Raw genomic sequence first — 20,121 nt, forward strand, 5'->3', positions numbered from 1 at the left:
GCAGTTTATCAAGCGACGACCCGCAGCGGGGCGCCGTTGAAAAAGCCCAGGGCGTTTTCGCTCAATTGCCCGACGATCCGTTGCCGCGCTTCACGGCTGCCCCAGGCGTTATGGGGCGTGACGATCAGCCGAGGGATATCCCCGGCCAGCAGCGGGTTGCCATTTACCGGAGGCTCGACGCTCAACACATCGGTGGCCGCGCCGCCCAGATGCCCACTGCGCAGCGCATCCGCCAGCGCCTGTTCATTGATCAAGCCGCCGCGTGCGGTGTTGACGATAAACGCGCCGGGCTTGAGCAGTGCCAGCTCGCGAGCCCCGATAAAATCGCGGGTGTGCTCGTTGAGCGGGCAATGCAAGGTCAGCGCATTGACCTGCCCCAGCAGTTCATCCAGCGGCACGCGGTCGGCGCGGGCAGGGCGCCCGGGAATTGCGCCCAGCACCACGCGCATGCCGAAGGCTTCGGCCAGGCGTGCCACGGCGCTGCCCAGTTCGCCATGGCCGAGCAGGCCCAGCGTCTTGCCTTCCAGTTCGACAATCGGGTAGTCCAGCAGGCAGAACTGCCTGGCCTGCTGCCATTTGCCGGCTGCGACATCGCGCTGATAGTCCTTCAAGCGTGTGGCCAGGTTCAGCAGCAGCATGATCGTGTGCTGGGCCACCGACGGCGTGCCGTAACCCTGGCAGTTGCTCACGGTAATGCCCTGGGCGCGGGCGGCTTCAAGGTCGATGTTATTGGTGCCGGTGGCCGACACCAGGATCAGCTTGAGCCCGGGGCAGGCCGCCAGGAGTTCGGCGCTGAGCGGGACTTTGTTAGTGATGACGACTTGAGCACCCTGCAAGCGCTCGAGCAGATTCTGCGGCGTGGTCTGCTCGAACAGCTGCAGCTCGCTGAAGCAGTCATGCAGCCCGCTGAGGTCGAGGTCGCCGAGATCCAGGGAGGGGTGATCGAGGAAGACAGCACGGCGATTGTTCATTATCAACTGTACCTTTTGCGGCGAGGTTCGAAGGCGTAATCTGCTGAGCCTATCAGATGAAATAATCCGTTACTTAATGGAGTGCGCATGTACGCCGCCGAGTTTTTGACCGTAGCCTTGATTCACTTGTTGGCGGTGGCCAGCCCCGGGCCCGACTTCGCCGTGGTGGTGCGTGAAAGCGTGACCCATGGCCGTCGTGCCGGCACCTGGACTGCGCTGGGCGTCGGTTCGGCGATCTTTCTTCACGTCGGCTACTCGCTGCTGGGTATCGGCTTGATCGTGTCCCAGTCCATTGTGCTGTTCAATGCGCTGAAATGGGCGGCGGCGGCGTACCTGCTGTATATCGGCTTCAAGGCGCTGCGTGCGCAACCGGCCAGGCCGCCGGCGGAAGGCGAGCTGCATCGCGAGGCGGGCGAACGCACGCCCCGTGGCGCGTTCACCGCAGGGTTTGTAACCAACGGTTTGAATCCCAAGGCCACGCTGTTCTTCCTGTCGCTGTTCACCGTGGTGATCAATCCGCACACACCGCTGGCGGTGCAGGCCGGTTATGGCGTGTACCTGGCAGTGGCGACAGCGCTGTGGTTTTGCCTGGTGGCCATGCTGTTCAGCCAGCAGCGCGTGCGCGCCGGGTTTGCGAAGATGGGGCATTGGTTTGATCGCACCATGGGTGCGGTGTTGATTGCGATCGGGGTGAAGCTGGCGTTCACGAGCATGAAGTAATCTCTGCCCTTGAGCGGGCACGGTAGAAAATGTGGGAGGGGGCTTGCCCCCGATAGCGGTGGATCAGCTAATAAATACTTGGCTGAAATGCCGCCATCGGGGGCAAGCCCCCTCCCACATTGGGATCTTCATAAACTGGAGATAGTGGCGCAAAGCTAGCATTTGCTGCGCTCTGCAAATCATTCCTTTGGCTGATTTAGCTGCAACATAACCTCTCTACAGTGCAGGTCTTCACGCCAAGACCGCGCAGTCATAAAAGGGATTCGTATGTTGCAGACCCGTGTTATCCCGCCCGCCGAAGGCGCTTACCAATACCCGCTGTTGATCAAACGCCTGTTGATGTCCGGCACCCGTTACGAAAAGACCCGGGAAATCATCTACCGCGACAAACTGCGCTACACCTACCCCACCTTGATCGAGCGCGTCGCGCGCCTGGCCAACGTACTGACCGAAGCCGGGGTCAAGGCCGGTGACACGGTTGCGGTGATGGATTGGGACAGCCACCGTTATCTGGAATGCATGTTCGCCATCCCGATGATCGGCGCGGTGATCCACACCATCAACGTGCGCCTGTCGCCGGAACAGATCCTCTACACCATGAATCACGCCGACGACCGCTTTGTGCTGGTCAACAGCGAGTTCGTGGGGCTTTACCAGGCGATCGCCGGGCAGCTCACCAGCGTCGACAAGACCTTGCTGATCACCGACGGCGACAGCAAGACGGCCGACCTGCCCAACCTGGTGGGCGAGTACGAAACCCTGCTGGCTGCGGCGAGCCCGGCGTACGACTTCGAGGATTTCGACGAGAACTCCGTGGCCACCACCTTCTACACCACCGGCACCACGGGCAATCCCAAGGGCGTGTATTTCACCCACCGCCAACTGGTGCTGCACACCATCGGTGTGGCGACCATCATGGGCAGTGTCGACAGCGTGCGTTTGCTGGGTACCAGCGACGTGTACATGCCCATCACGCCGATGTTCCACGTGCACGCCTGGGGCCTGCCTTACGTGGCGACCATGCTCGGTTTGAAGCAGGTCTACCCCGGCCGCTACGACCCCGAATACCTGGTGGAGCTGTGGCGCAAGGAAAAGGTCACCTTTTCCCACTGCGTGCCGACCATCCTGCAAATGGTGCTCAATGCCAAGGCCGCCCAGGACGTGGATTTCGGCGGATGGAAAATCGTCATCGGCGGCAGTGCGCTCAACCGCTCGCTGTACGAAGCCGCCAAGGCCCGTGGCATTCAATTGACAGCCGCGTACGGTATGTCCGAGACCGGGCCGCTGGTGTCCTGTGCCCACCTCAATGCCGAGCTGATGGCCGGCAGCGAAGACGAACGCACCACCTACCGGATCAAGGCCGGTGTGCCCGGGCCGCTGGTGGAGGCGGCGATCATGGACACCGACGGCAACTTCCTGCCTGCCGACGGCGAATCCCAGGGCGAGCTGGTACTGCGTGCGCCCTGGCTCACCGAGGGCTATTACAACGAGCCGCAAAAGGGCGCCGAGCTGTGGGCCGGTGGCTGGATGCACACCGGTGACGTCGCCACCCTGGACGCGTTTGGCGTGATCGATATCCGTGACCGCATCAAGGATGTGATCAAGACCGGCGGCGAGTGGATCTCGTCCCTGGCCCTGGAAGACCTGGTCAGCCGCCACCCGGCGGTACGCGAAGTAGCGGTGGTGGGTATTGCCGACCCGCAGTGGGGTGAGCGCCCGTTTGCCCTGTTAGTGCTGCGTGATGGTCATGCGATAGGGGCCCGTGAACTCAAGGAGCACCTCAAGCCGTTCGTGGAATTGGGTCACTTGAGCAAGTGGGCGATTCCGAGCCAGATCGCCGTTGTTACTGAAATTCCCAAGACCAGCGTCGGCAAGCTCGACAAAAAACGTATCCGTATGGACATCATCCAATGGCAGGCCAACAACAGCGCGTTCCTGTCGACCCTATGAGGCCGTTTGCCGCGCCTGTTCAAGGGCGACAATGCTCTATCTCAGGCCTTTACTTGTGATTTGCCAAATTTCAGCCATCCTTGCCGCGTCGACCTTCGTCGGCGTGGCGAAAGGGTCGGGGCAGACGGGTCGGTGATGCAAATCACACTTTAGAGGGATCAAGCACTACCCCCTGCTGGCTATAGTCCCTTTCAGAGTTTTTCGCGGATGTTGCGCTTCGGGTGAGGGTGGCCCGGTTGTCGCTCGGCATTGGAATCGTTGTATCCCGGCCGTTACATGCACCTGCGAAAAAGCTCGCTGCCATAACAATAAAGTGCACATGGAGTAGCGTCGATGACCTCAGTAAACCAGTTCTGGCGCCGGGCACGTCTGCCCCTGGCCGTCAGTCTCGCTTCTACGCTCGCCGGGCCCGCATTCGGCGTCAGTTTCAACATCGGTGAAATCGAAGGGAGTTTTGACTCATCCCTGTCGGTAGGCGCCAGTTGGAGCACATCCAAAGCCAATCGCGACCTGATCGGCGCCAACAACGGCGGCAGGGGACTGTCCCAGACTTCGGACGACGGACACCTGAACTTCAAGCGCGGAGAAACCTTCTCGAAGATCTTCAAGGGTATTCACGACCTGGAGCTGAAGTACGGCGATACCGGTGTGTTTGTGCGTGGCAAGTACTGGTACGACTTTGAACTCAAGGACGAGAGCCGTCTGTTCAAGGACATCAGTGACAACAACCGCAAGGAAGGCGCCAAGTCTTCCGGCGGGCAGATCCTCGACGCGTTCGTCTACCACAACTACTCGATTGCCGATGCGCCGGGTTCCGTGCGTTTTGGCAAGCAGGTGGTGAGCTGGGGCGAAAGTACCTTCATCGGCGGCGGTATCAACTCCATCAACCCGATCGATGTTTCCGCATTCCGTCGTCCGGGCGCCGAGATCAAGGAAGGCCTGATTCCGGTCAACATGTTCTACGTGTCCCAGAGCCTCACCGACAACCTGTCGGCCGAGGCGTTTTACCAGTTGGAATGGGACCAGACCGTTACCGACAACTGCGGCACCTTCTTCTCGCAGCCGGATGTGATTTCCGACGGCTGCAGCAACAACCTGCGGGTACTCAACAAGCGCTCGACCATCCCTGCCGCGGCACTGCCGACCCTGGGCGCCCTGGGTGTGGACGTCAACAGCGAAGGCGTACTCGTGCGCCGTGGCCCGGACCGTGATGCCCGCGACAGCGGCCAGTTCGGCGTGGCCATGCGCTACAACTTCGAGCCGCTGGACACCGAGTTCGGCGCCTACTTCATGAACTACCACAGCCGTGCGCCGATCTTCAGCGCACAGGGTGCGCCATCGGCGGCCTACACCCGTCCGTTGGGGCCATTGGGGGCATTGCGACCGCTGATCGTGGCGGGCAGTTCGAACTACTTCGTCGAGTACCCGGAAGATATCCGCCTCTACGGCCTGAGCTTCTCCACCACCTTGCCTACCGGCACGGCCTGGAGCGGTGAATTGAGCTACCGTCCGAATGCGCCGGTGCAGTTGAGCACCACCGACATTCTGTTCGCCGGTGTCACGCCGATCCCGGGCTTTGGCAATGCGTCCGTGCTCAAGGGTTCGCCAGGTCAGGACCTGCATGGCTACAACCGCAAGGAAGTGACCCAGTTCCAGACCACCTTCACGCACTTCTTCGACCAGGTGATGGGCGCCAGCCGCCTCACCACCGTCGGTGAAATCGGTGTGACCCATGTGGGCGGTCTCGAAAGCAAATCCCAGGCCCGCTATGGCCGCGACCCGGTATTTGGCCCAGGCACCTTGCCAGGTGGGTTCTGCAACGCCCTCAACAACTCCACCGCAACCGGTGCCGGCCTGCCCAACGCAGCCGGCCTGAACACCAACTGCAACAACGATGGCTACACCACCGCAACGTCCTGGGGCTACCGCGCCCGTGCCATCTGGGAATACCCGGACGTGTTCGCCGGCGTCAACCTCAAGCCCAACGTCGCCTGGTCCCATGACGTCAAAGGTTACTCGCCGGGCCCTGGCGGCAACTTCGAAGAAGGGCGCAAGGCGGTCAGCCTGGGCCTGGATGCCGAATACCAGAACACCTACACCGCGAGCCTGGCCTACACCAACTTCTTTGGTGGCAAGTTCAGCACCGTGGATGACCGTGACTTTGTCGCGTTGAGCTTTGGCGCCAACTTCTAAGCACACTCTTTTCAAGTGGTATGTATTCAGGAAGTCCAGAACATGAAAATAACTAAAAGTCTGTTGCACGTGGGTGTGCTTGGACTGTCGATCCTGGCGAGCAACGTCATGGCGGCAGTGTCGGCGGATGAAGCCGCCAAGCTCGGCACCACCCTGACCCCGATGGGCGCCGAAATGGCCGGCAACGCGGCCGGCACCATCCCGAAATGGTCGCCGATGCCGACTAACGCAGGTGCTGTGGATTCCAAAGGTTTCCTGGCCAACCCGTACGCCAGCGAACAACCGCAGTTCACCATCACCGCGCAGAACGTCGAGCAATACAAGGACAAACTGGCCCCCGGGCAGTACGCGATGTTCAAACGTTACCCGGACAGCTTCAAGATGCCGGTGTACCCGACCCATCGCGGCGCCACGGTGCCGGCTGAGGTGTTCGCCTCCATCAAGAAGAACGCCACCACCACGAACCTGGTGTCCGGCGGCAACGGCCTGGAAAACTTCGAGACGGCGGTGCCGTTCCCGATTCCGAAAAGCGGCGTCGAGGTGATCTGGAACCACATCACCCGTTATCGCGGCGGCAGCGTCACCCGTCTGGTGACCCAGGCTACCCCGCAAACCAACGGTTCCTACAGCCTGGTGTACTTCCGCGACCAGTTCGTGTTCCGCGACAAAATGAAGGACTTCGACCCGAAAAACCCGGGCAACGTGCTGTTCTACTTCAAGCAGCAAGTCACCGCACCAGCGCGCCTGGCCGGCGGTGTGCTGCTGGTGCACGAGACCCTGGACCAGGTCAAGGAACCGCGTTCGGCGTGGGTCTATAACGCCGGGCAACGCCGCGTGCGCCGGGCGCCGCAGGTGTCCTATGACGGGCCGGGTACGGCCGCCGATGGCCTGCGCACCTCCGACAACCTCGACATGTACAACGGCGCGCCGGACCGCTACGACTGGAAACTGGAAGGCAAGAAGGAAATCTACATCGCCGCCAACAGCTACAAGATCGACGATCCGAAGTTGAAATACGCCGACATCATCAAGGCCGGCCACATCAATCAGGACCTGACGCGCTACGAGCTGCGCCGCGTCTGGCACGTGGTCGCCACCCTGAAGGAGGGCCAGCGCCACATCTATGCCAAGCGTGACTTCTACATCGACGAAGACACCTGGCAAGCATCGGTGATCGACCATTACGACGGCCGTGGCCAACTGTGGCGCGTCGCTGAAGCCCATGCCGAGAACTACTACGACAAACAAGTGCCGTGGTACGCCCTGGAAACCCTCTACGACTTGCAGTCCGGCCGCTATCTGGCCCTGGGCATGAAGAACGAAGAGAAGCAGGCCTATGACTTCGGCTTCACCGCCACCACCAGCGACTTCACCCCGGCAGCGCTGCGCCAGGACGGCGTTCGCTAACCTGCGCTGATACCCCCATGTGGGAGGGGGCCTGCCCCCGATAGCGGCGTGACAGTCGATGCCTGTATTGACTGATCCACCGCCATCGGGAGCAAGCCCCCTCCCACATTTTTGTTTGGGGTGCTGTGGGGATATTTTTTGTCGCAGTTCTTTTTCAGGCATTTGTTGCAAAGATCTACAATCGCGCCGCTTTTACCGCTAGTCTGCGCACATCTGCAGTGCCGACAACAGCCTTCCACAAGAGCCCGGCGATGACTGATCTGTCCCGAATCCAGGGGCCTGCCGGCGCGGTGATTCCAAGCCTGGAAGGCCGTTTCTACAGGCCGCCGCTGCCCGACGGCTACGTGCTGCGCCCACGCCTGTGCGAACGCCTGGGCGCCGGCCTGGAAGGGCGACTGTTGCTGGTCAGCGCGCCGGCGGGGTTCGGCAAGAGTTCCCTGGCGGTCGAGTTCTGCCAGAGCCTGCCGGCCCACTGGCAAAACCTGTGGCTGGGCCTGAGCCCGCGGGACAGCGACCCTGGCCGTTTTCTCGAGCGCCTGCTTGAAGGCTTGCGCGAGTATTTCCCGCAGCTTGGTGCCCAGTCCCTGGGCCTGCTGAAAATGCGTCAGCGTCACCAACCCTTCGCCTTTGAAGAATGGCTCGATGGCCTGCTCGATGAGCTGACGATGCATTTGTCCGTCCAGGCGCCGCTGTTGCTGGTGCTCGATGACTACCATTTGGCCCAGGGCCCGGTGCTGGACCGTTGCCTGCAATTTTTCCTCAATCATTTGCCCGATGGCCTGGTGGTGCTGGTCACCAGCCGCCAGCGTCCGGACTGGCACCTGGCGCGCCTGCGCCTGTCGCGGCACCTGCTGGAATTGCACGAGCAAGACCTGCGCCTGACCCATGACGAATCCCTGGCCGTGCTGCGCCGGCACAGCAGCTCGTTGCGCGGCGAGGCTCTGGAAAACCTGATCCGCCGTAGCGAGGGTTGGGTCGCCGGCTTGCGATTCTGGCTGCTGGCGGCCTCCGAAGCCGGCAATGATGGCGCTCTGCCACAAAGCCTGAACGGGGGCGAAGGGCTGATTCGTGATTACTTGCTCGAAGAGGTCATCGACTGCCTGCCGGCGCATGTGCAGGCGTTTCTGTACGACACCGCGCCCCAGGAGCGCTTTTGCAGCGAGCTGTGCGACGCGGTCCGCGAGGCCCATGACAGCTCGGACATCCTGCGCTACCTGCAGGCCCATCAGGTTTTTCTGGTGCCATTGGATGAGCAGGGCCACTGGTACCGTTATCACCATTTGTTTTCCGATTTGCTGCGTGCCCGGCGCGAGAAGAGCGCCACGCCGCCGCCGGCCAGTCTGCACCTGCGGGCCTGTCGCTGGTTCAACGCCCAGGGCTTGATCGATGAGGCGGTAGAGCAGGCGCTGCGTGCCGGTCACCTGGATGTGGCGGCGAACCTGGTGCAGAACCTGTCCGAGGAGCAGTTGCTGGCGGAACAGAATGTCGGCATGTTGCTGCGCTGGAAAATGGACTTGCCCGACAGCTTGTTGATCAGCACGCCGCGCTTGATCGTGCTCTACAGCTGGGCATTGGGGCTGGCGTGCCAGTTGGATGCGGCGCAGGAGCTATCCAGCTACCTCAGCCGCTTCCTGCCGGCGCCGTCGGCCACCGCGCAGAAATCCATGCTGGCCCAGTGGCTGGCACTGAGCGGGATCATCGCCCGTGGACGCGGCGACCGCGAGTTGACCCAGCGCTATTGCAACGAGGCATTGGAGAGTCTGCCGCACAAACGTTACGGCCAACGGCTGATGTGCCTGTCCACCTTGTCCAACCTGGCGATTGTCGACGCCGATCTGTGGCGTGCCCGCGGCCTGAATCGCGAATCCCTGGAGTTGGCGCAGCGTGTCGGTAACCCGCTGTTCGAAGCCTTGGCACATTACGACCGGGCCCGGGTGCTGCAGGCGCGCGGCGAGGTCCTGCGTGCCCTGGACGAAGTGCGCCAGGGCCTGCAGCGCCTGCACGGGCTGGCGGCCCAGCGGCTGTATGCCGTACGCGCGCGGTTGTCGCTCTATGAAGGCTACTTGTTGCTGTTGCGTTACCAGCCCGAAGCCGGCCTTGCGCGGTTGCGCGCCGGCCTGACGGAAGCCCGCGCCTGCCGGGATATCAGTGTGCTGATCGGGCATTGCGTGATCGCCAGCTTCGAAGGTCGACGTGGGGATTTTTCCACCGCCTTTGGCGAGCTGGCCGAGGCTGAACGATTGATGCATATCTGGGACGTGCCGCCGATCTACTACCTGGCGATGATCACCCTGATCAAATGCGAGCTGTGGCTGGCCCAGGGCCGCACTGACCTGGCGGACGCCTGGCTGACCCGGCTGGGCCAGACCTACACCGGTGAGGATGCGGCGGCCGCTCCGGAGTTTCACCCGCACTTGCCGCAGCATGTGGAGCTGCAACAGGCCGCGCTGGACGCCATTCGCCACCAGCCCGAGCAGGCGCTGCAACGGCTTGAGCACCTGGCGCAACAGGCGCTCGATAGCGGGCGCCAGATGATTGCCCTGATGGCGCTGACCCAGCAGGCGCATTTGCTGCTGGCATGCGGTCATGAAAACAAGGCCGGGCCGGTGTTGGCCCGCGCACTCGAAGCCGGCGCGGGAGGCGCGCTGCAACCGTTCCAGCGCTTGCTGGAGCATTACCCGGAGTGGATGCGCGGGCAGTTGGGCAAGCATCCACAGGCTCTGATGAACCAGGCGTTGCTGGCACTGCTACCGGCAATCGCCGCCATTGAGAGCGTGCCTCACCATGAAACCCTGAGCGCACGGGAGCTGGCGGTATTGCAACTGATTGCCCAGGGCTGTTCAAACCAGGAGATCAGCAACCAGCTGTTCATTTCCCTGCACACCGTGAAAACCCACGCCAGCCATATCAACAGCAAGCTCGGCGTGGAGCGCCGCACCCAGGCGGTGGCGCGGGCCAAGTCGATGGGCTTGCTCGGCTGATTGCGCCGCTCATTGTGCGCTCGGGCACTGCGTCAGGGACGAGCCTGCGGCGCTGTTGATCAGCGCGGCGAAGCGCTTGAGGTTGTTCTGGTGCGCCACCACCACGTCATCGATGCTCGGGCCGGCGGGTGATTGCAAGGTTGAGCGGCAGGTCAGCCCAGGACGATCACCCGCGCCGACCGGCCTGAGGCGCCAACGCGCGTCGAGCAGCGCGTATTGCCCAGGCACCGAATCAAAGCGTTGCACCTCGACACGCAACGACACCGCTTGCCGGGCATCGCTGCTGGCCAACTGGTCCACCAGCGCGCTCTTCAGCTCGTCGGCGAGGCTGGCCGCCCACCATTGGGTTTCCAGAATCGCCAGGCCGCTGTCGCCCTCGCGGATCACGATCTGTGCTCGGTCGACCTGAGGCGGCACCGTGATGCTTTCAATGCGTATACCCGCGGCCTGCGTGCGCGGGGCGTTGTTCCAGTGCGCAGGCGTCAGGGTGTGGAACGCGATGGGTTCGCTGCTACACGCACCGAGCAGCAGCAGGGCGGTCACCCAGGTGATTTTCAACGGCAACGTCATAGCGGCTCCAATAGTCATTTGCGGGGTGGCCCTTGCAGGTCCAGAGGCGCGGCGTTATCGGCGCGACCGCGAATCAGTGATTCCGGATGCCGGCCCAGGTAATCCGACAGCTCGCGCAAGGAGCGCGACATGCGCGCCACTTCATCCAGGGTCTGGGTCAGTTGCTCGCGCTGCGGCGAGTCTTCGGCCAGGGTGGAACTGGCCGATTGCAGGGTCTTGCTCACGTCGCCCAGGGTGGTCTGCACGCCAGGCAGGGTCTTGGCGTTGAATTGGGCCAGCCCCTTGCGCAGTTCGACCAGGCTGGCGTCGAGGTTGCCGGCAATGCGCTCGACGGGCAGTTGGCTGATCTTGTTGACGATGCCTTCGAATTTCTCCTGCAACTGTTCCAGGTTGCCGGGAAGGGTGGGGATGCCCACGGGACGCTGGTTCGGATCAAATGCGACTTTCTCGGCCTTGGGGTAGAAGTCCAGGGCAATGTAGAGCTGGCCGGTCAGCAGGTTGCCGCTGCGGGCCTGGGCGCGCAGGCCGTTTTCGATGAAGCTGCCGATCAGGCGCACGCCAGCGGCCTCATCGTCAGGGTTGTTGTTCATCGCCTTGAGCAGCTTGGTGTGCGCTTGGCCGAGCAGTTGCGGGTAGATCACGATGCCGACGTTGACCGGGAAGCTGCGTTTGCGGGCGTCGAAATCCAGGTTGATCGAGACCACCTTGCCGAACTCGACGCCGAGGAACTCCACCGGCGCGCCGACCTTCAACCCACGCAGGGCCTGGTCAAAGCGCAGCACCATGTATTGCCCCTGGCCATTGGGCGGGGCAAGGGCGCTTTGCTGGTCTTCGAACAGCTCAAAGTTCTGATTTTCCCCGGCCGGTTTGTCGTTGGGGCTGTAGGGCGGTGCCTGGAAGGAGATGCCGCCCATCAACATCGACGACACCGATTCGGTCTTCATCTCGAAACCATTGGCACCGACGCTGAGGTCGACGCCGCTGGCGTTCCAGAACCGCGTATTTTCGGTGACGTAGGCGTCATTGGGCGCATGCACGAACACTTCGATATTTACGCCCTTGCCCTCGCTGTCCAGTGCGTAGGCAACCACCTGGCCGACCGGGATTTTGCGGTAATACACCGGCGAGCCGATATCCAGCGACCCCAGGCCCTGGGTATGCAGGGTGAAACGCTTGCCGGGCTCGCCGTAGGTGATGGGCGGCGGGTTTTCCAGGCCCTTGAACTGTTTGGCACGGGTATCGGACTGGCCGATGTCGGCACCGATATAGTCGCCGGACAGCAGCGTATCGATACCGGATACGCCACCGGCGCCGATGCGCGGGCGCACCACCCAGAACTTGGAGTCTTCACGGGTGAAGCTTTCGGCCTGCTTGACCAGTTCGACGGTGGCATTGACGCTTTTCTGGTCATCGCTCAAGGCGACACCGGTCACTTGGCCAATGACCACGTTGCGGTATTTCACTTCGGTCTTGTTGGCGACCAGCCCGCTGCCGGTCTTGAAGTTGAGGGTGATGGTCGGTCCTTCCTGCAGCATGCTGTGGACCACCAGCGAGATACCCACCAGTACGGCGACAATCGGCAGGATCCATACCAGCGAAACACTGAAGCGACGTGTCTTGATCGCGGGTTGCCCCGCCGTGTTGTCAGCCTTGGATGAGCTCATCCGAGGTCTCCTCATGGTGTGGATTTTCCCAGATCAGCCGGGGATCGAAACTCATGGCGGCCAGCATCGTGAACACGACCACCAGACCAAAAAACAAAATGCCCAGGCGCGGCTCGATGTTGCCAAGGGCCTGGAACTTCACCAGCGCGGCGACGAGTGCGACCACGATCACATCCAGCATCGACCAGTAGCCGATCAGCTCGATGAACCGAAACAGCTTCGAACGCTCCTTGCGCGCCCACCGGCTATTGCGCTGCACGGTGATCAGCAGCAATCCCAGCGATACGAACTTGATACCCGGCACGGCAATGCTGGCAATGAAAATGATCAGCGCAATGTCCCAGGCGCCATGCTGCCAGAACTCCAGCACGCCGCTCATGATGGTGCTGTCCGCTCCGGAACCGAGCATGGTGGTGTTCATTACCGGCAATATGTTCGCCGGCACATAAAAGGCCAGCGCGGTGAGCAGGTAGGCCCAGGTGCGGGTCAGGGACTGCACCTTGCGTCGGTGCAAGGGCGCGCCGCAGCGGTCGCACTCGGTGGGCTCAAAGCGCATGTCGCAGGGCTGGCCGCAGGTGTGACACAGGCACAGGTTGAGCTGGCGGGCGGTGGGCGGTGAATTCATAGGGTGTCCCACAGATCGCGCACATCGCGCCCGGCGATGCGGATCAGTAAAAGGCTGAGGACGGCCAGCGCGAACAGGCCGATGCCGGGTATCACATCAAGCATTCCGGCCAGCTTGAACACCGCCACCATCGCGCCCAGCAGGCACACCTCCAGCATGCTCCAGGGCCTGAGTGCTTCCAGCCAGCGCATGCACAGCTTGAAGGCCGGCGAGCGCCTGCCGGTAAGGGCGAAACTCAATACCCAGATCAGCAGCAGCAACTGGAATACCGGCGCGATGATGATGGAAATCGCCGCCACCAGGGCGATAAACGTGATCGGCCCCAGACTCAGCGCAACCACCGAATCCCACAGGGTCGCGCTATTCTTCAAGCCTTGCAGGCTGATGCTCATCACCGGATAGAAATTGGCGAACGCCCACAGCACTGCCGCGGTGACCGTCAACGCAAGGCGCTGTTGCACCGACAGGCCGTTATAGCGCTGCAGTACCCCGTCGCAGCGTAGGCACAGGGCTTTTTGATGCCGGGCGAGCGTGACTTTCTGGTACACGCAGTCGCAGTGCTCGCAGATGACCTGTTGGGTTGCCATACGTGTTGCTCCGGATACAAATGACTGCGGTGTGGATCATCGCCGTGGGCTGAGTTCGGGTAGCTTAGCAGCCCGAAGGCTCGATTATCCTTTTGTGCGTATCTGATGCTGCGGGCGGGCGCTGTCCCTCCTACACTTGAATCTCCATGGCCTGGATGAATCCGGTTTGCACCGCTCTCACGGAATTTTTACCGCTTGTCGTGTTCCAAACCCGGCACAGGTCCGTTGCCCATGTCCTCTGCATCACAGAATGCAAAAGTAGGAGCTTCCTTCATGTTCACTCCGCGTCGTCTGCTTGTTGTTGCTACCGCCGTAGCCCTGTTGTCCGGCTGCGCTTCACCTAATCCGTATGATGGCAGCCAGGGACAGGCCGGCAATGGTTCCGAAAGCGGCATGAGCAAGACCGCCAAGTACGGCGGCCTCGGCGCGCTGGCCGGGGCATTGGCCGGTGCAGCCATCGATCATAACAACCGTGGCAAGGGCGCGCTGATTGGCGCAGTGGTTGCCGGTGCCGGCGCTGCCGGCTATGGCTACTACGCCGACCAGCAAGAGAAAAAGCTGCGCGAAAGCATGGCCAATACCGGGGTTGAAGTGCAGCGCCAGGGTGACCAGATCAAGTTGATCATGCCCGGCAATATCACCTTCGCTACCAACTCCGACGCCATCTCCAGCAGCTTCTACCAGCCGCTGAACAACCTGGCCAGCTCCCTCAAGCAGTTCAACCAGAACACCATCCAGATCGTTGGCTACACCGACAGCACCGGCAGCCGTCAGTTGAACATGGACCTGTCCCAGCGCCGTGCGCAGAGCGTGGCCAACTACCTGACCTCCCAGGGCGTCAGTGCCGCCAACCTGAGCGCCCGTGGTGCCGGCCCGGATAATCCGATTGCCAGTAACGCCGACGTCAATGGCCGTGCCCAGAACCGTCGCGTAGAAGTGAACCTTGGCCCGATCCCCGGCCAGCAGTACGGCCAGCCGGGCCAGCAGCCAGCGCCGCAGCAGAACAACCAGTTCCAGGGCAACCCGTACTCGCAATACCAGTAAACAACTGCTGCAAAAAAGGGCGCCGTGCATTGACTGCACGGCGCCCTTTTTTTGTGGGTGTGGCTAGACGCTGGTTACATCAGTCGATGTATTCGAACACCTTCACGATTTTTTGAACGCCAGACACGCCCTGTACCAGGTTGGCCGCGCGAGTGGCTTCAGCCTGGGTCAGCAGGCCCATCATGTAGACGATGCCATTGTCGGTGACGATCTTGATACGCGAGCCCGGCACGGCACTGTCGGTGAGCATCTGCGCCTTGATCTTGGTGGTCAGCAACGCATCGTTGCTGATCGCCAGCAGGGTGATCGGGTCCATGACCTGCAGTTCGTTGTGGACCTTCTTGACCCGCTGAACCGCCGAGGCGGCCTGTTCAGCCTGGGCCTTGAGGTCTTCGCGCGGCGTCTGACCGGCCAGCAGCACGACGCCGTTGAAGCTGGTCACGACGATGCGCGATGCGCCGTTGCCCAGGTCCGTAGCCGCTTTGGCGACGTTGACCTTGACCTTGGTTTCGATCAGCGAGTCATCGATGGTGCTGCCGAAGGTGCGTGTGCCCCGGTCGTCCTGGATCGGGGTGTCCCGTGTTGCGGTGATTGCCGTGCTGCAACCGCTGATGGCGAGGCACAGCGTGATGGCCAAAAGGCTAAGGCGGTTAACGGTCATTCTTCACTCCCGAACAGTTGGCTGTCGATCAGATCGCACAGACAGTGGATCGCCAGCAGGTGGACTTCTTGAATGCGTGCAGTGACATTGGCCGGGACGCGAATCTCCACGTCTTCGGGCAGCAGCAACGAGGCCATGCCGCCGCCGTCGCGCCCGGTCAAGGCTACGACAATCATTTCGCGATCATGTGCGGCCTGGATCGCTTGAATGATGTTCGCCGAGTTGCCACTGGTGGAAATCGCCAGCAGCACATCACCCGGCTGGCCGAGGGCGCGGATCTGTTTGGAGAAGATTTCGTTGTAGCTGTAGTCGTTGGCGATCGAGGTGATTGTCGACGTGTCGGTGGTCAGGGCGATCGCCGGCAGGCTCGGGCGCTCGCGCTCGAAGCGGTTGAGCAGCTCGGAGGAAAAATGCTGGGCGTCACCGGCCGAGCCGCCGTTACCGCACGAAAGCATTTTACCTTCGTTGAGCAAGGCATTGACCATGACCTGACTGGCTTGCTCGATGTGCGGTGCAAGTACGTCCATCGCCTGTTGCTTGGTGTCGATGCTGGCCTGGAAAAGCTGGCGAATTCGGGATTGCATGTCCATCTGTGTGACCTTAATTAGCGCGGCTGTTTGACACGGAAATGTGCAGCCCGCAAAGCAAAGAGCAAAAGTGTGTGGTGAAGGTGCCGGGTGAGTCAGCTGTCGAAGGCATCTTTGAGCCAGTTCAGATCAGCAGGCCCCGACGGTGTGCTTTCTATGGCAACCACATCGAAACGGCAGGGGGAATTGGCCCACCGATGCTCTTTGAGCAGGAAAAACTGCGCGGCGAGTATCAGCTTCTGACGCTTGCGCCCATCGATACTGGCGAGCGCGCCACCCCATTGTGCGTGTTTTCTGTAGCGGACTTCGACGAATACTACTGTATCGCCGTCAAGCATGACCAGATCAAGCTCACCGCGTTTACATAACCAGTTCTGCGCCAGAAGGCGCAGACCCTGTTGTTGCAGGTAGCTCAACGCTTGAAGTTCGGCATCCTTGCCGCTTTGTGCGCTGGACCGCTCGGGCATCAGCGCGGGGTGTCCGGCAGGCGCTGGATCTCGCCGCCGACAAACTTGGCCCATGGCATCTGGCGATCAACGCGCTGATTGGCACTGATGCCCAGGTTGCCGGAGAGACCGTCGACTCGGGTGTCCGGCAGTGCCTTGAGCTGGCCCAGGCGTGGCGCCAGGCGATACGCATCGACGCCCATCGCATAGAGACGGCCCAGGCTGCCATTGGCTTGCGGCCATTGTGCGGCAACCTGATTGCGCAGCGGGTCGGTAGTGTTGAGCAACCAGGGGGTTTCGCAGAACATCACGTTGGTCATGTCCAGGTACTGGTTGCGGTCGCCGCTGGCGCTGAATACATGGGAAGTCGCATAGACCGGCACATCACCGGCGTATTGGAAGTTCAGGGTCGGCTTGATTTGCTGGGCCAGTTGCGGGGTGACGGCCAGGAAGATGAACTCGATGTCCTGGCGACGCGACGGCTGGGCGGCAACGTCAGTGCCGACGGTGTTTTGCAGGCTCTTGGCGCGACCTTCGCTTTTGCGCAACTGGAACAGGTCGGCGATCTGCTGGGCCAGTGCCACCGGCTGATCGACATACTCGACGCCCATGACGGTGCCGCCATTGGCTTCCCAATCCTGACGGAACGCTTTGTAGACACGCTCGCCCCATTCGCCACGGGGCACCATGGCGGCGGCGCGATGCAGGCCGTCGGCACGGGCGCGGCGCGACACTTCGCGGGCTTCGTCTTCAGCGGCCAGGCCGAACTGGAACAGTTGCGCCGGGCCTTGATCGGTTTCGCTGTAGTTCAGCGCCAGGGTGGTGATCGGCAACTGCGGGCGAGCACTGAGCTGTTTGACCAGCGGCTTTTCCAGCGGACCGACTACCAGTTGCACGCCGGCGGCCTGGGCCTTGGCGTAGAAGTCGTCGATGGAAGTCAGGCGCGAGCTGTCGTAAAACTCAATCACGGGCGGCTTCTGCCCGGCCTGTTCGGCCTGATAGTGAGCGGCCATGAAGCCTTCACGCAAGGCCTTGCCGACTGACGCCAGGGCACCTTCCTGCGGCAGCAACAGGGCGATTTTGTTCAATGGCTGGCTGGCCAGTTCCTTGAGCTTGGTCAACGGCGTCGGCAATTGCACGGCGGCCGGATGACCGGGGTTGCGCGCGCGCCAGGTGTCGATGGCTGCTTGCTGCTGCTCCAGCGTGCCGGCGCCCTTGACCGCCTGGGCCAGGGTGATCCAGCCGTCCAGTGTCGGGTTGCCGGTGGCTTGCAACTGCTCGGCCGGCAGTGCGGCAATCAATGCCCAGATTGCTTCATGGTTGCTGTTGGCCGCATCGCCGCTGAGCAGAGATGCCATGGCGACACGCTCGCGCGCTGCGGCCAGGGTCTGGCCGTCGGCTTCATAAGCGCGGGCATGCACGGTGCCGGTGCGCACCTGCTGATCGGCGGGCAGCTCCTTGAGGCTTTGCAGGCTGGGATGGTCCAGCGCCGTCAATGCCGCCTTGGGCTGGTTGCGGGTCATCGCCAGTTCGGCGGCCAGCGTGCTGGCAAATATCTGCGCGGCCGGCTTCAGAACAGTCAGGGGCACCTGGGCAAGGATCTGCGAGGAGCGGCCAGGGTTGTTCTGCCGGAAGGCCAGGTCAGCCGCGCTCAGGCGCAGCAACGCAGCCTTTTCCGGCGTGCTGGCGGAGGTGGCCTGTTCGAGCAGTTGCTCGATACTGGCATCCGGGGTGCGTGGAAGGTCGCCAAGACTCGAGGAGGGCGAGCTGGCGCAAGCGGCCAGCAAGGCAGCGAGGCAGAGGGCGGAGAGCAGCCGCAGGCAAGCGATCATGTAAGTGTTCCTGATACCGATCAAATTAGCGTGGAAGTGTACCCAAGCACTGGCCCAGGCGCGATGTTCGTGGCGTGAAACCGTGGATTTAGGTCGTGCAATTGTTGCGACTTGCTAACAGTGGCTGAAACGACATCTGCCGTGACGGCATATTTTCAGCGCGTCGACGCGCTACAATGTGGCCTTTGCCAATCATCGAGGTGTGCGTTTTGACTGCTCCAGGTCCTTTGAATTCCACTGCAGGCTCGCTTTTTGTCGTGGCGACGCCCATTGGCAACCTGGACGACATCAGCGCCCGGGCCTTGAAGGTGCTGCGCGAGGTTAAATTGATCGCGGCGGAAGACACACGGCACTCCCAACGGTTGATGCAGCATTTTGGAATCAGCACGCCACTGGCGGCGTGCCATGAGCACAATGAACGTGAGGAGGGCAGCCGTTTTATCACCCGCTTGCTGGCGGGTGATGATGTTGCGCTGATCTCCGATGCGGGCACGCCGTTGATTTCCGATCCTGGGTACCATCTGGTCCGCCAGGCGCGCGCCGCTGGTATCAATGTAGTGCCTGTTCCGGGAGCGTGCGCGCTGATCGCCGCATTATCTGCAGCCGGCTTGCCGTCGGACCGTTTTATATTCGAAGGCTTCCTGCCCGCCAAGACAGTAGGGCGTCGCGCCCGTCTTCAGGCGCTGAAGGAAGAGCCGCGCACCCTGATTTTCTACGAGGCGCCGCACCGCATCCTGGAATGCCTGCAGGATATGGAACTGGTATTCGGCGGCGAGCGCCTGGCGCTGCTGGCGCGAGAGTTGACCAAGACCTTTGAAACCCTCAAGGGCTTGCCCCTGGAAGAACTGCGTGGGTTTGTCGAAGGCGACAGCAATCAGCAGCGTGGCGAGTGCGTGGTGCTGGTGGCCGGCTGGACGGCGCCTGAGAGTGAGGACGCGGTGGGTAGCGAGGCCATGCGCATCCTCGATCTGCTGCTCAAGGAAATGCCGCTCAAACGCGCTGCTGCCCTCGCGGCGGAAATTACCGGTCTGCGCAAGAATGTGTTGTATCAGGCCGCGCTCGATAAACAGAAAGCCGAATAGTTCCGGGGCCACGCCGGTGTTTCGTCCGAACGTGGTGGCAATGCTGCACTTTTAATACTTGTCCTGAAGCCGTCGTGCCGTTAACCTGCGCGGCGGAGAGTCGATTGGACAGTCGCTGCCCTCTATGAAAATTAGGGGGGGGAGGAAAGTCCGGGCTCCATAGGGCGAAGTGCCAGGTAATGCCTGGGAGGCGTGAGCCTACGGAAAGTGCCACAGAAAATAACCGCCTAAGCACTTCGGTGCCGGTAAGGGTGAAAAGGTGCGGTAAGAGCGCACCGCACGACTGGCAACAGTTCGTGGCTAGGTAAACCCCACTTGGAGCAAGACCAAATAGGGTCCCAAGGCGTGGCCCGCGCTGGGACCGGGTAGGTTGCTAAAGATGTCCAGTGATGGCCATCGTAGACGAATGACTGTTCAAGACAGAACCCGGCTTACAGATCGACTCTCCACCTTTTTTCCTTTTGTCCGAATCTCGGGCAGAAACCGGTAGTAACGCAAGAATCCCTCCCTGCCAAATCATTGGCAGATGCGTCTTCGTAATACCAAAAAAATCTTACTCTTAATAAATTACTTTAACTTTGAGCCTCAGCTCTTTGAGTTTTTTGCGCTTGTTGAGTCAAAAACAACGCCGAAGTCGGGTTTCTCCTCTCTTTACGCTCGTAAATCTCCGTTCTGTAAGGCTTTTCCTTGTATCCGCGCCTTGACGGTGTGGTGGGCGCATTCCTATAGTGTGCGCAAGTGGCGGAAAGTGGCACAAAGTGGGTTTTTTGAACGTAAAACGCTAAAATTTGGAGAAACGCA

General features: G+C 61.5%; 16 protein-coding genes and 1 other RNA gene. 8 read left to right on the forward strand and 9 right to left on the reverse strand.

The genetic code is table 11. The features are described from left to right. Nucleotides 1-8: 8 nt before the first annotated feature. Nucleotides 9-974, reverse strand: a complete 966-nt coding sequence (locus tag MRY17_RS04420; protein ID WP_243353914.1) for a 2-hydroxyacid dehydrogenase — start codon at nt 972-974, stop codon at nt 9-11. Nucleotides 975-1,058: 84 nt separating this feature from the next. On the opposite strand from MRY17_RS04420, the gene MRY17_RS04425 reads away from it, so the two are divergent. The 5 genes from MRY17_RS04425 to MRY17_RS04445 all read left to right on the forward strand — a co-directional run bounded on the left by MRY17_RS04425 (nt 1,059) and on the right by MRY17_RS04445 (nt 10,222). Beyond that, a complete protein-coding gene (locus MRY17_RS04425; RefSeq protein WP_124431519.1) occupies nt 1,059-1,691 on the forward strand; it encodes a LysE family translocator in 633 nt (210 codons plus the stop codon). Nucleotides 1,692-1,958: 267 nt separating this feature from the next. Next, a complete protein-coding gene (locus MRY17_RS04430) occupies nt 1,959-3,641 on the forward strand; it encodes a fatty acid--CoA ligase (protein ID WP_243353345.1) in 1,683 nt (560 codons plus the stop codon). A 333-nt stretch (nt 3,642-3,974) separates the two neighbouring features. Beyond that, the gene (locus tag MRY17_RS04435; RefSeq protein WP_181282649.1) at nt 3,975-5,834 is read left to right on the forward strand and encodes a DUF1302 domain-containing protein; all 1,860 of its coding nucleotides are present in this window, start codon (nt 3,975-3,977) and stop codon (nt 5,832-5,834) included. A 42-nt stretch (nt 5,835-5,876) separates the two neighbouring features. After that, complete coding sequence (locus MRY17_RS04440) at nt 5,877-7,241, forward strand: DUF1329 domain-containing protein (protein WP_181282648.1); 1,365 nt, start codon at nt 5,877-5,879, stop codon at nt 7,239-7,241. 251 nt (nt 7,242-7,492) lie between these two features. Continuing rightward, complete coding sequence (locus MRY17_RS04445; RefSeq protein WP_243353346.1) at nt 7,493-10,222, forward strand: LuxR C-terminal-related transcriptional regulator; 2,730 nt, start codon at nt 7,493-7,495, stop codon at nt 10,220-10,222. A 9-nt stretch (nt 10,223-10,231) separates the two neighbouring features. Here MRY17_RS04445 and MRY17_RS04450 read toward each other — a convergent pair whose 3' ends face one another. The 4 genes from MRY17_RS04450 to MRY17_RS04465 are packed head-to-tail and all read right to left on the reverse strand — an operon-like array spanning nt 10,232 to nt 13,668. After that, nucleotides 10,232-10,792, reverse strand: coding sequence for a PqiC family protein (locus tag MRY17_RS04450; protein WP_243353347.1), 561 nt, complete (start codon nt 10,790-10,792; stop codon nt 10,232-10,234). 14 nt (nt 10,793-10,806) lie between these two features. Further along, the gene (locus MRY17_RS04455; protein WP_181282645.1) at nt 10,807-12,456 is read right to left on the reverse strand and encodes an intermembrane transport protein PqiB; all 1,650 of its coding nucleotides are present in this window, start codon (nt 12,454-12,456) and stop codon (nt 10,807-10,809) included. Further along, entirely contained in the window at nt 12,437-13,081 is a 645-nt protein-coding gene (locus MRY17_RS04460; RefSeq protein ID WP_124422417.1) for a paraquat-inducible protein A, read from the reverse strand. Before MRY17_RS04460 ends, MRY17_RS04455 begins: the two co-directional genes overlap by 20 nt. Continuing rightward, complete coding sequence (locus MRY17_RS04465) at nt 13,078-13,668, reverse strand: paraquat-inducible protein A (protein WP_124357086.1); 591 nt, start codon at nt 13,666-13,668, stop codon at nt 13,078-13,080. The genes MRY17_RS04460 and MRY17_RS04465 overlap by 4 nt, the downstream gene beginning before the upstream one ends. 273 nt (nt 13,669-13,941) lie before the next feature. Between MRY17_RS04465 and MRY17_RS04470 the strand changes: the two genes are divergently transcribed. After that, a complete protein-coding gene (locus MRY17_RS04470) occupies nt 13,942-14,712 on the forward strand; it encodes an OmpA family protein (RefSeq protein WP_243353348.1) in 771 nt (256 codons plus the stop codon). 79 nt (nt 14,713-14,791) lie between these two features. On the opposite strand, the gene MRY17_RS04475 is transcribed toward MRY17_RS04470, so the two are convergent. From MRY17_RS04475 to MRY17_RS04490, 4 genes are all read right to left on the reverse strand, one after another. Next, nucleotides 14,792-15,373, reverse strand: a complete 582-nt coding sequence (locus tag MRY17_RS04475; protein WP_057724611.1) for a BON domain-containing protein — start codon at nt 15,371-15,373, stop codon at nt 14,792-14,794. Beyond that, nucleotides 15,370-15,963: a phosphoheptose isomerase gene (locus tag MRY17_RS04480; protein ID WP_003216190.1), complete on the reverse strand. Its 594-nt coding sequence runs from the start codon at nt 15,961-15,963 to the stop codon at nt 15,370-15,372. Before MRY17_RS04480 ends, MRY17_RS04475 begins: the two co-directional genes overlap by 4 nt. A gap of 92 nt (nt 15,964-16,055) precedes the next feature. Further along, nucleotides 16,056-16,427: a YraN family protein gene (locus MRY17_RS04485; protein ID WP_181282641.1), complete on the reverse strand. Its 372-nt coding sequence runs from the start codon at nt 16,425-16,427 to the stop codon at nt 16,056-16,058. Beyond that, entirely contained in the window at nt 16,427-18,238 is a 1,812-nt protein-coding gene (locus MRY17_RS04490) for a penicillin-binding protein activator (RefSeq protein WP_243353349.1), read from the reverse strand. Before MRY17_RS04490 ends, MRY17_RS04485 begins: the two co-directional genes overlap by 1 nt. A 176-nt stretch (nt 18,239-18,414) precedes the next feature. Here MRY17_RS04490 and rsmI point away from each other — a divergent pair, with 176 nt between their 5' ends. Both rsmI and rnpB read left to right on the forward strand, forming a co-directional pair. After that, nucleotides 18,415-19,320: a 16S rRNA (cytidine(1402)-2'-O)-methyltransferase gene (rsmI, locus tag MRY17_RS04495; RefSeq protein WP_164484881.1), complete on the forward strand. Its 906-nt coding sequence runs from the start codon at nt 18,415-18,417 to the stop codon at nt 19,318-19,320. A 96-nt stretch (nt 19,321-19,416) separates the two neighbouring features. Then, nucleotides 19,417-19,770, forward strand: an RNA gene (gene rnpB / locus MRY17_RS04500) — RNase P RNA component class A. Nucleotides 19,771-20,121 lie beyond the last annotated feature (351 nt).

This window comes from Pseudomonas orientalis, assembly GCF_022807995.1.
GTDB lineage: Bacteria > Pseudomonadota > Gammaproteobacteria > Pseudomonadales > Pseudomonadaceae > Aquipseudomonas > Aquipseudomonas orientalis_B.